At 31.5% G+C, this 13,311-nt stretch carries 15 protein-coding genes and 3 pseudogenes; 15 read left to right on the top strand and 3 right to left on the bottom strand.

The window, feature by feature from the left end; genetic code table 11:
• The first annotated feature begins 444 nt into the window (after positions 1–444).
• From JFT95_RS28600 to JFT95_RS28610, 3 genes are read left to right on the top strand one after another with little or no spacing between them, the layout of a single operon-like run.
• Positions 445–1,350, top strand: a complete 906-nt coding sequence (locus tag JFT95_RS28600) for an ABC transporter ATP-binding protein (RefSeq protein WP_002204111.1) — start codon at positions 445–447, stop codon at positions 1,348–1,350.
• A 2-nt stretch (positions 1,351–1,352) separates the two neighbouring features.
• Entirely contained in the window at positions 1,353–2,078 is a 726-nt protein-coding gene (locus tag JFT95_RS28605) for an ABC transporter permease (protein WP_201053980.1), read from the top strand.
• A 15-nt stretch (positions 2,079–2,093) separates the two neighbouring features.
• Positions 2,094–2,807, top strand: coding sequence for an ABC-2 family transporter permease (locus tag JFT95_RS28610; protein ID WP_201053981.1), 714 nt, complete (start codon positions 2,094–2,096; stop codon positions 2,805–2,807).
• Positions 2,808–3,059: 252 nt separating this feature from the next.
• On the opposite strand, the gene JFT95_RS28615 is transcribed toward JFT95_RS28610, so the two are convergent.
• Positions 3,060–3,734, bottom strand: coding sequence for a hypothetical protein (locus JFT95_RS28615; protein ID WP_078205485.1), 675 nt, complete (start codon positions 3,732–3,734; stop codon positions 3,060–3,062).
• 517 nt (positions 3,735–4,251) lie between these two features.
• Here JFT95_RS28615 and JFT95_RS29955 point away from each other — a divergent pair.
• Complete coding sequence (locus tag JFT95_RS29955) at positions 4,252–4,374, top strand: hypothetical protein (protein WP_256508295.1); 123 nt, start codon at positions 4,252–4,254, stop codon at positions 4,372–4,374.
• Positions 4,375–4,435: 61 nt separating this feature from the next.
• Here JFT95_RS29955 and JFT95_RS28620 read toward each other — a convergent pair whose 3' ends face one another.
• Positions 4,436–4,594 (bottom strand): Phr family secreted Rap phosphatase inhibitor, encoded by a 159-nt coding sequence (locus tag JFT95_RS28620; RefSeq protein ID WP_002144187.1) that lies wholly within the window; start codon positions 4,592–4,594, stop codon positions 4,436–4,438.
• Positions 4,594–5,694 carry a response regulator aspartate phosphatase gene (locus JFT95_RS28625; RefSeq protein WP_201053983.1) on the bottom strand — a complete coding sequence of 367 codons (1,101 nt, stop codon included), beginning with the start codon at positions 5,692–5,694 and terminating at the stop codon, positions 4,594–4,596. Before JFT95_RS28625 ends, JFT95_RS28620 begins: the two co-directional genes overlap by 1 nt.
• A 364-nt stretch (positions 5,695–6,058) precedes the next feature.
• Here JFT95_RS28625 and JFT95_RS28630 point away from each other — a divergent pair, with 364 nt between their 5' ends.
• The 11 genes and pseudogenes from JFT95_RS28630 to JFT95_RS28675 all read left to right on the top strand — a co-directional run bounded on the left by JFT95_RS28630 (position 6,059) and on the right by JFT95_RS28675 (position 12,846).
• The gene (locus JFT95_RS28630; RefSeq protein ID WP_002144183.1) at positions 6,059–6,277 is read left to right on the top strand and encodes a hypothetical protein; all 219 of its coding nucleotides are present in this window, start codon (positions 6,059–6,061) and stop codon (positions 6,275–6,277) included.
• 46 nt (positions 6,278–6,323) lie between these two features.
• Positions 6,324–6,449, top strand: a complete 126-nt coding sequence (locus tag JFT95_RS29960) for a hypothetical protein (protein WP_256508296.1) — start codon at positions 6,324–6,326, stop codon at positions 6,447–6,449.
• Between the two features lie 533 nt (positions 6,450–6,982).
• Entirely contained in the window at positions 6,983–7,375 is a 393-nt protein-coding gene (locus JFT95_RS28635; RefSeq protein ID WP_201053985.1) for a collagen-like protein, read from the top strand.
• 53 nt (positions 7,376–7,428) lie between these two features.
• Positions 7,429–7,923 (top strand): hypothetical protein, encoded by a 495-nt coding sequence (locus tag JFT95_RS28640; RefSeq protein WP_201053987.1) that lies wholly within the window; start codon positions 7,429–7,431, stop codon positions 7,921–7,923.
• 23 nt (positions 7,924–7,946) lie between these two features.
• A pseudogene (locus tag JFT95_RS28645) lies at positions 7,947–8,171 on the top strand (DDE-type integrase/transposase/recombinase); the annotation flags it as partial.
• Positions 8,172–8,825: 654 nt separating this feature from the next.
• Positions 8,826–9,260: a hypothetical protein gene (locus tag JFT95_RS28650; RefSeq protein WP_002013690.1), complete on the top strand. Its 435-nt coding sequence runs from the start codon at positions 8,826–8,828 to the stop codon at positions 9,258–9,260.
• A gap of 238 nt (positions 9,261–9,498) precedes the next feature.
• On the top strand, positions 9,499–10,200 hold the full coding sequence (locus JFT95_RS28655) for a YrrS family protein (RefSeq protein WP_201053989.1): 702 nt from the start codon (positions 9,499–9,501) through the stop codon (positions 10,198–10,200).
• Between the two features lie 43 nt (positions 10,201–10,243).
• A pseudogene (locus JFT95_RS28660) lies at positions 10,244–10,699 on the top strand (Rpn family recombination-promoting nuclease/putative transposase); the annotation flags it as partial.
• 313 nt (positions 10,700–11,012) lie between these two features.
• Positions 11,013–11,108 (top strand): annotated as a pseudogene (locus JFT95_RS28665) (helix-turn-helix domain-containing protein); the annotation flags it as partial.
• A 215-nt stretch (positions 11,109–11,323) separates the two neighbouring features.
• Positions 11,324–11,722 (top strand): IS200/IS605 family transposase, encoded by a 399-nt coding sequence (gene tnpA, locus JFT95_RS28670; RefSeq protein WP_201038201.1) that lies wholly within the window; start codon positions 11,324–11,326, stop codon positions 11,720–11,722.
• Positions 11,723–11,733: 11 nt separating this feature from the next.
• Complete coding sequence (locus tag JFT95_RS28675; RefSeq protein WP_201038200.1) at positions 11,734–12,846, top strand: RNA-guided endonuclease TnpB family protein; 1,113 nt, start codon at positions 11,734–11,736, stop codon at positions 12,844–12,846.
• Positions 12,847–13,311 lie beyond the last annotated feature (465 nt).

Here is a 13,311-nt window from a genome sequence, read left to right on the forward strand (position 1 = left end):
TTTATGAGAGGATGTCGAGGAGAAACGTAAGGAACTTGAAGCTTTACGGGAGAAGTATTAATTGTATAATAATGTAGCGAAGGAAGACGAAAATGGCTACCAGAAATGGTGGCCATTTTTACGTAGATTGATATTAATGCTCAGGATAAATTCTTCTACATGCCATGCGACCTAATTCTGGAGAAGAAGCAATCATTGCGGCAGAAGCCACGGCAGTCATCCCAGAACTTCCAACAGCAGCAGAGGCTCCAATGGTTGCAATAGTAATTAAATATATCAAATTAATTTTGTATTAAACTTTTTTGGTGAAGCCTTAGAAAACAAAAGAAATTGAGTTAATAAATCCCTTTTTATGGTAAAATTAACTTGAATGATATCTCCTGTAAATCTGATTATACGTAAATCGATACTTAATTTCATGCGGGGATGAGAGAGAGGGACAAAATGAAATTAGCAATTCAAACTAAAAATTTAACAAAGTCTTTTGCAAATCAATCCATTGTAAGGGATATAAACTTATCTGTTCCAGAAGGAAGTTTATATGCTTTTATTGGACCAAATGGTGCAGGGAAAACAACAACAATGCGAATGTTATTAGGATTAATTCCATCAGATGAGGGAACGATATTGTTTGATAATAAAGATATAAAAGAATGGAAAGAAGAATTATTTGAAAATGTGGGTTGTTTTATTGATTCACCTACTTATTATCCTAATCTAACAGCATATGAAAATTTAGCCTATGTACAAAAAATGATTAATAAATCTTTAGATGAAATAGATAGAGTATTAAAAACTACAGGAATATATAAAGCAAAAGATAAAAAAGTTAAAGATTTTTCTTTAGGAATGAAACAAAGGCTAGGTATTTCCTTTGCTATTCTTAATAACCCTAAAATACTAATTCTTGACGAGCCAACAAATGGATTAGATCCAGAGGGAGTACATGAGATAAGGCGTTTATTACTTCATTTGGTAAAAAATGAGGGGAAGACTATATTTATTTCTAGTCATAATTTAGCTGAAATTGAAATGATAGCAGATCACATAGCATTACTACATAAGGGTAGCTTACTCTATGAAGGGAAATTAGACAGTATTATTACTTCTGGAGAATATATCATTCATGTTAATACTACTACTTCTACAGAAAGAATTTTAAGTAATGAAGGTATACCTTATAGTATTGAAAAAGAAGGGGTATTCAGAATAACAATAGATCAAGATAGTGTTCCTAGTTTAACCAGAATATTAATTAGAAATGATATAGATATTTTTGAAGTTAGCCCTAAAAAGCCAACATTAGAGGAAGTTTTTTTATCTTTCACTAAACAAAAGGAGTTATTATAATAATGCAATTTATCTTTAAAAGTGTAAATAGTGAGATGAGAAAAATTGGTGGGAGAAAATTATTATTAATTTCTTTGTTTTTTTCGTTATTATCAAGCTTTTTGTGTATAAGTTATTTTATTTTTAATAAGAATCATCCCGACATGTTTCAATCTACAAATCTTATAGCAATTACAGTAAATTTTAATACACTAACGTTAAGTATTTTTTCTGCTTGTATGTGGTATTTTATCATTTCTTCGGAAAATAAATATGGTACTTGGGCCATTATTTATACACAGCCCATTTCGAAACTTAAATTATTGGTAACTAAAAATTTAATGTTTATACTGTTCTATTTGGTCTTTAATATTTTGAATTTTTCGGTTATGGGTATCTATACTTTTATAAATGGATATGAAATATCAATACTTTATTTTTTAAAAATGTTGATACTTTGTACGATTTTATCTCTAGCAATACCATATTCTCAATTGCTTTTTCATTTAATTATAAAAAAGGGAATTCTTGCGGCATCCTTGTCAGTTATTTGGCTTTTTTTCTTTATAACATATGGATTATTCCCTTTAATATTTACAAAGACATTTCCAATCTTTTATTCATTGAATATAGTAAGTGACGTAGCGTTTAAAGAAACAATTATTTTATTATATCTTGCAATTTCTTCAATATATATTTTAGGAATTATGTTATTGTCTGTGAGTTTTAAATATTATACATATGAATAATAAAGGGTGAAACAAGTGGGTATTTTAGGTGAATATAAAAAAAGTCTTCATAATGGATTGTATATCCTGTTACTAGTATTTCTGTTGATTCCAATTAGTTTTCAAGTTTTACTAACTGTATCGTCTCAATTAAAAGATGGCGTTTTCATGCATATAGCGATTCTGAGCCTTTTTTGTAGGTTATTTTTACCTATTGCGATAGGTCTATTAGTGTCATTTTCTTTTGTAAACGAATTCAGAAGAAAAGGATATATGTCTGCTATTTATCACGGGATCACTTTAAAAACTATATTAAGTAATAAGTTTTTATTTTGCTTAATAATTACTTTTGGTTATTTACTATGTGCTTTAATCATAACGAGTATACCTATAGTATTAACGGTTGATAATCTCGGGACTGTTTATCAAAGTTTAATTTTTTCTATACTTTTTATGGTAATTAGCTCTTTAATTATTGTGAATCTACATTTTTTAATAAATATAATATTTTATAAAATCCCGTTACTTTCATTATTAGTAGGGGGTATAGGTGGACTTGGTAGCTTTTTTATCTCTCATACAAACTATTGGATACTATTCCCTTGGTCATATCCAATTATGAGTCTTTATATTGATAGCATTGAAACAAAACAATTGTATATTATTCTCTTTGTATATCTATTATCATTACTAAGTTGTATATTGATGTTGTCTACTTTATATAATAAAAAATCAATGAGATGGAATTAAGGTTACAATGAGGAGTGTAGCATTAGTAATAATAAAACATGTTGTAGTTACTACAATATGGATCTCGATACGTTAAGCCAATTAATAAGACATGCGGATCAAATGTTATTGAATTCGAAGAAGCTAAAGTATGATAGATGTCACTTATGGTCACTCGAATATCTATTACTAATTTACTCTATTTAAAAAAAGTAGCTGCACAAAAGCGCAGCTACTTTTTTTCATACAAACATTATTATGCAAATAAAAACCTTAACGTAAACTTGCGCTTAATGGTACTTGAGAATAAACTTTGAAATTACTACCATAAGTACCGTGTTGAGAAAATGAGGAAGAAATTGAGCTGTTCCAACTTTTGTAGGTAAATCCAGATGTATCTGCTCTTAGAAGTACGTTTGAAAAGCTAGCTTGGCTAAAAGAATTACTTCCAGTATCTTCAACGCCCTGAACCATTTTTACTGGTTCATATTGAGAAAACGTACCATATACAGGTTGATTTACATATTTAGGACTTCCATTTACATACATAGTAACCGTACCATTTCCGTTATTAACTAGTTTAAGGTTTACTCGATCACCATCTTTAATTGATGTATCATACTGTGTGTTCCAATACTTACTGTTTTGACCTGATTCATTATATCCTGAATTAAGAAATACTTTATATCCACTTGATGTTTTTGAAATACCACCCTCAACTTTAGATGCTCCAATACCTAAATACCAATTCACATATCCATCCTTAACAACAACTGATTTTGGTAGATTTATATCAGCTGCAATCCCGGTATAGTTACTATTTGTAACACTTTTTACAGCACCTTCTGTAGCTGCAAAACTTGTATTTGCAAACATTGATAGAGCAATTAGAAGTGAACCAACTAGATATATCATTTTTCTCTTACTTTTCCTTAATACTTGTTTCATTTTAGGTCCCCCTTAATTTTTATTATTAAATTGCATGGAAAGTTGGGCAACTAACCACGACTTACAAATCAAAGATACATTAGGTTTCATTTAATGTATATATTTTCCTGTTATAAGTCATTGAAATGTCAAACAAATTGAATATTTCATATTTATCAATATAGGGGGAGTTGACAGAATAAAATAGTCCTTCTATTTGAATTTAGGAAGGTTTTGTAATTAATATTATTAAAATCTATAAACTGGTTGGGTATAATACGCAATACCATTCATTTGTGAGAGATAGAAATGGAATTAATGCAGGGGATTTTCAAAAGGGGATATCAGAAATTTTTAGAAATGGAATAACAACAAATGAAATAAATTAAAGGCTGTTGTAAAGGCATCTATGTATGAGAAGGTGGTAGGAATGAGAAGTAAACTTTGTAGTTACTTTGCCTTGGATGAAAGAAGATTTAATAATTGTTTAATAGGGTTCGTTTCCTAGTTAATACGTAGTTCCTGGGGGGAGGGGAGAATGCCTAAAATAGAGAATAGATTTGTTTTAACCAATCCTTTTCAAAATAAAAATAGTAACGCGAATAGTCCGAAACACATTTGTTTCGGACTAGGGATTCACAATTTCTCTCATTTTGATTAAACAATTTTGTGGATTAAAAGTTGAATATTTAGACTATTTAAGCAGGACAAATGATATTACGTTAATCAATAGATACTTCAACAGAGACACTCGGTATTGTGGGTGATGGTGTATCTCCACCATTAAAGGAAGAAGGTTGTGATACATGTAAACTAATCATGCTACATGCTAATGCACTTACTACTACCATACTTAATACAATTTTTTTTATTTTTTTCATTACTTTAACGCTCCTTTTCTCAAATGATTCTTATTGGCATTATTGCTAATGTAGAAATATTTGCTCGCCTTAACATGATTATCTGCCTGGTAAAATTGGAGTGCTAAAATCTCTGCATGTTCTTTTACACAATCCCACATGCCCTCTTTTTCAAAATAAGAAATTGCATCAGTAACTACTTTTTCTAGTTTAATTCTAGGCAGTTCTGTGATTAGTTCATTTAAAACTGCGAAACGGTGCTTATATTCCTCATTTCCGGATTCATTTGTATATTTCATGCCCTGTTCGATATATGATTTTGCTGTTTCAACGCCTTCTAATTTATAATATGCTCTTGCTAAGACAAATAATGCTTTAAAATGGTTCGGTATTTTATTTATAATTTCAGAACTCTGTCGGATCGCCAATGGATATAAATCTTGAATATTATATAACCAGCCCAAATTGTAACGTACTCTTAATAATAAATGTTCTTTATCATACTTCTTAAAAACATCAATAACCGTATTGAGACATTCTTCAGCTCTTTCAAACTCTCTTAGATCTATACAAGCTAAACCATATACATTGTCGCATAAAGCAATATTGATTTCATATCCTACATGATTCAGGTATATTTCTTTCGCTTTTACTACATGTTGAATCGCTTCAAATGGTTGATAAGACTGATAAAAGTAAGTTGAAATTCTATACTTAAACTCGGCTTTTTCTACTTCATCAGGTATATCAATTAAAAGTTCTTCCGCCTTTTCAAAATGTGTTCTCGCTTCAGTATAATTTGCTATAATTGTAGAGTGGATTGCCTTAAAGAAATGATAGTAGTAAGCTAAAAATGAAAATTCATCTTTGATATTAGGGAGCTCTTCTATTTTATTAAAAGAATCTTTAGTAATACTCATTCCATCTACCAAGACCTTATATCTAAAATTCAGTAGTGAATAATAGAATGATAAATATTGGTCTGTTTCTATTCCTTTTAAATTTTCTTGTACTTTTAGATATGTTTGTTTTGCTTCTTTTACATGATATGAACGGATTTCTTCATACCATTCATTTAATATTTTCATCAATTGCTCATTGCGTTTTTCTTGAACAGTCATAATATCCCCCTTTTCTCCGTATAGGCTTATTCTGATAATAACAGGAATTAGATACTTTAAATTTCACTATGAGTTTTTTTCATAAATATACAGAATATTCTGAATAAATCGAGTGTCCATACTTTATTTAATGCGACAAAATATAAGAAAGTATGAGTTTCGTCGATGGATTTTTTAGATGTTTAAACCGTTCCTACTGAATTTTTCTTTTAGGAGGTGGCGTAGAATTATGACAGAAACGGAGATGGTATACACCGCTAGTGTATTGAGAAATATATAGCGATATTAAACTTCAAGGGATTCCACGAAGATAAATAGAAGTATACCTATATCTATTTATAATGAAAAAGGGGCGTTGGTTAGTATGATAAGTTTTGGGATTAATTTACGCACTATCATTAGTTATACACAAGAGAGTAGGAATCGTAATAATATAAAGATTATAAGTCAGTTAGGAATAAAGTTGTTTGATATATACGGAGAACCGTTACCAGTATCAGATGTTAATCGAGAGTTAGTGACGGCTTTAAAACGTCAAGACATAAATAAGCAGCGATATATAATAAGTCATTTAGAAGGATAAAAAAACTGATATTATGGGGCGTTTCTTTACAGGAGGCGTTTTTATTTTGCGTAGAAATGAGGATGTAGCCTTTGCTTCAAATAGAAAAATGATAAAATACTGCAAAAATAGTAAAGGAGAAGGATGGCGAATGAAAGGAATCGTTATTTTAGGCAAGGAGAGGGGGACTTAATACTATTTGTTTGACAGAAAAAGATTCATTTACAGGAAAGCACCGACAAGTGAAGAAAAGAGGCATCATAATTCATTGTAGGTCGTTTTTTCTGGTTTGAAATATATTATTTGTGACAATTAAATCGTACATTGATATTGCAATTTTTATGTGGACAGGCATTACCTGACCACAATTGTCGTACTAAATGCGAGTACGTACCCGTATGTTGAACAAAACTTAACATGTACAGAGATAATAAGGTTGTTTAATTTACAATAAAGTCGTTTAAAACAAAATAAGGTTCTTTAAAAAACGCCAGTCATGTTATTCAACAATCGGGCCATATTTCTACATTGTGCATGTTTGATTGGTAACAGGGTGTAGTAGCAAAGATGACACTGGAATTTCCATTACCCCATACCGAAAAAAGGGTATAGGTATACTTTCCTGTTTAAAATGTTGTTCGTATAGGAAGCGAATAAGCTTCCTATACGAACAACATTACATATTAATAATTTAGAGGGTTTTAAAAATAAAGAGGTGGTTTTTAAATGTATAATGATTCAATATATTTTCCTTATATAAATTATGATCAATGCTTCGATCGTCAATTCCCTGGTCCTCAGATTCCAGGTATACCTGGAATGCCAAGTTTTCCGGGTGTACCAAGTTTTCCAGGACAGCAAAGTTCACAAGCTCCAACATCTCCTCCCCCATCATTTATTCCTCAACAATCAACTGCTTCACCATTTGCTGTTGATCCAGGAGCAATTTCATTATGTTTATTTCGAAATACTTATATATGGCTTAGTAATGGTGAACAGTTTTGGTATTTCCCAATTTTTGTAGGACCAAGGTCTGTTGCTGGTTTTAGATGGAACGGTAGGTTTTGGGTTATTTTTGGAATTGATACGAGAAGGATTATTTCATTTACATGTTTTTAAAAATTATAGAGTAACGATAGAGGTTTAATTATATAAACAAAAGAGGTATTTGAATGAAAAAATTTCAATCATTTGATGGTACAATAACTATGATTAACGATTTTGTAACAGGGTCAAACGAAGATATAGGATGTAATAAATTAATGTCCGTAGATAATGGTTATGGGAATCTAATAAAATTTGTAGTGAAACCAAATACGTATTTTATCGACTATGCAACGGTAGTAGTAGGAGATAAAGTAACTGGGTTTTACGATGCTAACGCTCCTGCTCTTCTCATTTTTCCACCACAATTTCAAGCGATTGTTATGGCAAAATATACACCGCATCAAAATGTAAAAGTAGACTATTTTAATGAACAGTTGGAGAGTAGTGATGGAAAATTAAAATTAAATATTTCTCCTTCTACTCAAATTTTATTAACAAATGGTCAATTCTTTACAGGTAATCTTGTAAATCGAAATTTAATAGCTATTTATATTTTTACAACAATGAGTATACCAGCTCAAACTACACCATATAAAATCATTGTTTTGTGTCAAAAGTGATTTCTATTCTAAAGGGTCTCTCGGTTTATCAAACTACAATCCATTGTAGAATCAAAAATTTTAGCCATCTTATTGACCAGGATCATAGGCATGTCAAGAGACGTTTTGCTAAATCTGCAGGATTTCAAAATCTTCGTCATGCTTCACGTACGATAAAAGGTATCGAGACCATTCATGCCCTATATAAACAACGGCGAAGTCTTCAAAGAGACTCCGCCTTTTCAACGTACAATAGTATTCCTTTCTAAATATGAAGATAAAAGTATCATAAATACATCAATATCATGAAGATACAGGAACCTAATATGTAATATTGCATATTAATGAATTTATATGAGTATATATAACATGAAAATCACTATAACGAACATGCAGGTTTCCTTTTTTATTTGTTATTTTTATCAGTAAAGTAGACCACATATCAGCTTCAGATACTTGTTTTATGATACAAGTAATCAAACAAAAGGAGGGCCATACAACATAATTACACCATTATTAACAGGGCACTCTTTTAAGTACAGGAGATTATTAGCGGGTGGAGAAAATGTTGAAGATATACAGACAGATAAACATATTCCATATGAAAAAAATGAATTGCAGCAAACTCTAGAAAAGTACGATTCGAAGGAGTTTGAGTTATAAAAAGAAAATAGATAAATTGACAAGAGAAAAGCACTTTGTGTATATCACAGGTGTTTTTTATTTTCATTTTGATATAGGGCTTGAATTAAATTCCCATGTTTTTTTGCGGCCATCCAATACTACATATGTACATATTCATTATTGAAATTAGTAATAATAAAATGTATTATTGAAAAGCACTATTTATAATTCAAGTAATCAAGGCTATGTATCCATAATAATTTGAACATTCAGAAATTATAATATTATCAAAAAATGAGGTGAGGTTAATAGAAACAGTACATATTAAATGGTATGGATTGTATAGTTTAAATGATTTTTATAATAGAGAAGAAGCTTTTAAGAAGGGAATATTTGCAATCTCTAGAGTATATGCTAAGAATGAAACATTGATCTATATAGGAAAAACCAAAAGAAGCTTTATACAAAAGATAAGGGAACTTAATAAAGATTGGATTTTTGATGAAAGCGAATTAAAGATTACATTAGGAATAATAGAGTCTCCTAGTGGTGAAAGTTACTCTGAAAAAAAGGTAAAAGAGATAAAATCCCTTTTGATTTTACGACATACCCCAGTAGAAAACAACACATCTTTATTGTACCATAGAGGGCAGTTTAATTTGAAAATTATAAATAAGGGAAGAAGGGGCTTAATTGTTAAAAAGATTTCTACAGGAGATCTAATGTGGACGTAATTGGAATCACCTTTGAATAAAATTGAAGGTTTCTTACGAACAGATGCTTATCAATTTATAATGTATTAAAATATTTTTGAATAACATATGTCAGATGCTTGAAACAACACAAATTTTATTATGATATGAAATCTTGTATGGGAATTGTAATTCATTTCCATTGTTTAATGAAAATATTAAGAATTATAAGGATAATGCATAAAGATTAGAAGAGAAAATAAACTCGGAGGTTTAAAAAATGGGACAAGGAAGCAGGTTTCAAGAAAAACAACAAAATCGTCGTAAAAAAGTGATTTTTAATATTGCATTTACTTTGGTATTAGTGACAGTTGGTATAGTGACATACCAGTTGTTTTCCCCTTCTGATACATCAAAGAAAGCAATTGCTCAAGAAAAGAAAGCAACAAAGATAGAAGAGAAGAAACATAAAGAGAAAGAAGCAGCGCAGTTAGAAGAGAAGAAACGTGAAGTGAAAGAAGCAGCGCAGTTAGAAGAGAAGGAACGTGAGGAGAGAGAAGCAGCACTGTTAGAAGAGAAGAAACGTGAAGAGAGAGAAGCAGCACTGTTAGAAGAGAAACAAAAAGCAGAAAAATCGGTAAAAACGAGCGAAAATGAAAATAAAGAGGGAGAAAAAACGGTATCTCAAGAAAAGGGTTCTCAAACTAATCCTTCTTGGAAGCCAATTGGTACAGAGCAAGGAGCAAAACCTGCAATGAAATTTAAAGAAGGAACAGTAGATTGGAATGAGATGAAAAAAGCAATTTCTTATGCTGTTGATGTTCCAGAGGGTCAATTGATTTTTGATTTTATTGGAAATAATGGTGAAAATAAAGCCTACGGTAATGTACGAGATAAGCAAAGTAATAAAAAATATAAGGTTGATATTGATTGGGTAGAGAATCAGGGCTGGAAACCAGTATCTGTTCAAGTGGTAAAATAAATAAGCAAAATGTAAATGCTATCCTCTCTTGTTGTGAGCGACTAAGCTATTAAGTGATGATATAGAAGTTCATATAGTAGAGATTCCAAAGTTGATGCAGCAATGGCGCGAAGAGAAAGTCAATCCGGGGGAAGATTCGTTTGTTCGTTGGTTATTATTATTACCTGCGAATGAAGATGAACATCTCACACAAACATTAGAGGATATTGCCATGAACCGAGATCCGATTTTACAAAAAGCAATGAATAAATGGGAACGTCTGAGTCAAGATTCTTCTTTCCGTCAAGCATATGAAGCAAGAGAAAAGGCCTTAATGGATGAGGCAGCAAAATTTGCTCATGCAGAACAACAAGGAATTAAAAAGGGAATCGAACAAGGGGTTGAGCAAGGAAAGATGCAACTCATTCGAGGCATGCATAAAAATGGTGTGTCTGTAGAAGACATTGCAAAGCTTACAGGATTACCAGAAATAGAAATACAGCGATTTTTGCAGAGCTAGTTCTTAGAGAAAGCATTTTATCCAATAAAATGCTTTCTCTAACTCTGCCTGAAAAGAAGATGAGATGTCTCAATCTTCTTTTTCTATTTTTAGGGGATACGGAAACATCACTATCAAGCTAATGAAAACGAAATAATCCAAGACTGAAAAAAATGGGAGTATCTCATTTTTTTTCGGTTTCTGACAGAAGACTCCTTCCTCAAAAATATAAAGGTGTGAAACACTAATTTTAGGTGGGAGATGAATATCAGTAGGCGTAAGCCTACGTTTTTTATATACTGTAGATATCCTATAAAAAGGTGAGGTGCACCCTATGTTAGTAAGTAAAGCATATAAATTTCATATCTATCTAAATAAGAATCAAGAAATATTAATTGCTAAAACCATTGGTTGCAATCGCTTTGTATTCAAAACATGAAATTAATTAGCTAAATTCTTCTCTAAATAAAAGACCACTGATTTTTTAACGAATTCCTCGAAAGAATTCTCCTTCCTCAAGCGCATGAAGGGCGTAGCCCAGCGGTAGGTGGGAGATGAATTTCGGTTTGGCGTAGCCAAAAGGATTTGCTTTTTATTTTGCCTCTGATATAATCAGTCTTATAAAGTTCGAAGGTTGGTATATAAATGAAATTAGACAGCAATAACCATTCAGTATTCTTGTTGTATTACCATCTTGTGTTGGTCGTAAAATTCAGAAGAAATGTGTTTGATGATGATATGTCAAACTATGCAAAAGACATGTTTGTCAGGTTATCCGAGAATTACAACATAACACTGGTAGAGTGGAATCATGATGTAGACCATGTTCATATTTTGTTCAAGGCACATCCGAATACAGAAATGACAAAATTTATTAATGCTTATAAAAGTGCAAGTTCTCGACTAATCAAGAGAGACTTTCCACAAGTGAAAACGAAACTTTGGAAAGAGATGTTTTGGTCAAGAAGTTTTTGCTTACTAACTACTGGTGGTTCGCCAATAGATGTAGTAAAGAAATATATTGAAAACCAAGGTGAAAAGTGAGGTGAAATGATATGACAAAGCATAATAAAGCATATAAATTCCGTTTGTATCCAACAGAAGAACAAGCATATCTTATGCGTAAAACCTTCGGTTGTGTACGTTTCGTGTATAACAGAATGTTAGCTGAACGGAAAGAAGCGTACGAAAAATACAAAGATGATAAGGAACAACTAAAGAAACAAAAGCTTCCAACTCCTGCGAAATATAAAGCAGAATTTGAGTGGTTAAAAGAAGTTGATTCATTAGCTTTGGCAAATGCTCAACTAAACTTGCAAACTGCCTATAAGAATTTCTTTAGTGGTCAAAATGACTTCCCAACATTCAAAAGTAAAAAAGACAGAAAGTCTTATACAACGAATGTAGTAAACGGAAATATTATGTTGCTTACTGGTCATATCAAATTGCCAAAACTGAAAATGGTACGTATCAAACAGCATAGAGAGATACCACAAGATTATATGATCAAGTCATGTACGATTTCTATGACACCTACTGGTAAATACTATGTGTCCATCTTGACTGAATACGAAAAAGAGATTGTACAAAAAGAAGTAGAAACAGTTGTTGGATTAGACTTTGCGATGGATGGATTATACGTTAGTTCTGAGGATGAGAAAGCCAATTATCCTAAGTTCTATCGTGAAATGTTAGACCGATTAGCAAAGGCACAACGAGTATTATCAAGAAGAACCAAAGGTTCTATTCGTCGGAATAAACAATGTATCCGTGTAGCTAAGTTACATGAAAAAGTAGCGAACCAACGTAAGAACTTCCTTCATCATAAGTCTAAAGAGTTAGCTACTCATTTTGATGTTGTGGCTATTGAAGACCTAAACATGAAAGGAATGTCACGAGCACTTCATTTTGGAAAAAGTGTTGCTGATAATGGGTGGGGTATGTTCACTTCTTTCTTAGCTTATAAACTAAACGAACAAGGAAAACAACTTGTGAAAATAGACAAATGGTTTCCTTCCACAAAAGCATGTAGTAGTTGTGGAAATGTAAAAAATATGACATTGTCTGAACGAGTATATTCTTGCATATGCGGTGTAAATCTCGATAGAGATTATAACGCAGCTATCAATATCAAAAATGAAGCAATACGCCTATTAGCGTTAGCATAAATAGCAATAAAATAACCTTTGGAACAAGGGGGTTAGCTCGGCTGTCTTAGGACGAATTCGTTAGCTATCAAAAGTAACGACTAATCGAGAAGCCCCCACTTCAAACAGTCCGTTAGGACGTTAAGTGGCGGGTAGTTCACGGGTGACAACACTGCATACAACTGAATATTAAATTAGCAAAACATTGTTGGAAAAAAAGATAAAAAGAGAAGGCACTCAAAATGAGGATCCACTGTTTTGCTAATAGATTAGCGCTGAACTAGGATGACGGTGGTCATGCATAGCGTTCCATTTAGAAGTGGTGGTTCTTTATATATTACAATTAAGAAATAACGATATGTATATTTGCATTTGATTTAATACTTAGTTTTTTAAATAATAAAAATATAGAGATGAAAAATTATGCTAATACAAGGTAATATTTTACCTTTTAAAATATCAATTCTCGTCTTTATATGCGTATTT

It is taken from the genome of Bacillus sp. TH17 (genome assembly GCF_016651125.1).
In the GTDB taxonomy this organism is placed as follows: Bacteria; Bacillota; Bacilli; order Bacillales; family Bacillaceae_G; genus Bacillus_A; species Bacillus_A mycoides.